The sequence below is a fragment of the Proteiniphilum sp. UBA5384 genome, from assembly GCF_002410825.1.
Classification (GTDB): domain Bacteria; phylum Bacteroidota; class Bacteroidia; order Bacteroidales; family Dysgonomonadaceae; genus Proteiniphilum.
The window spans coordinates 417-897 of record NZ_DHOS01000001.1 but is presented as its reverse complement, the minus strand read 5'-3'; the positions used below and the strand labels follow the sequence as shown (position 1 = coordinate 897).

The 481-nt window shown below is 41.4% G+C and carries 1 pseudogene; it reads right to left on the bottom strand.

From position 1 onward, the window contains the following. Window positions 1-331 (bottom strand): annotated as a pseudogene (locus B4G81_RS00010) (MFS transporter); the annotation flags it as partial. Between the last annotated feature and the right edge of the window lie 150 nt (window positions 332-481).

Genomic DNA, 481 nt, shown 5'->3' with positions numbered 1-481 from the left:
GCATAAAGCAGATGCTGTAGAACAACAGAACCGGGAAAAACAACGAGAAGGAATCAATCCGGGTCAGCCAGAGAAGCAGCAAGGCACCCGTAATATTCAGGAATGCCAATACCCTGTTAGCCGAAAAAAATCGATCGGCAATCATACCCACCACCACAGGGGAGATAATGGCAGCTATGGCCGCAGTGCTGTATGCCAATCCTATTTGCACACCAGTAAATCCCAGCGTTTTTCCCAGGTAGGTCCCCATTGTAACATACCAAGAGCCCTGTATAAAGAATTGGAAGAGCATCATGGCTGATAATTTCGGTTTAATCGCACTTTTTTGCATCGTCATTTATTTATTTGGTAAAAGAATCATAAAACCGGTATGTAATACAAATAAACACTAAAAACCCGGATATTTACCCTTGACAGGAGATTTATTTATAATACGATTAACAGAGCGTCAACCCTACCGAAATCGGAATACAAAATATTT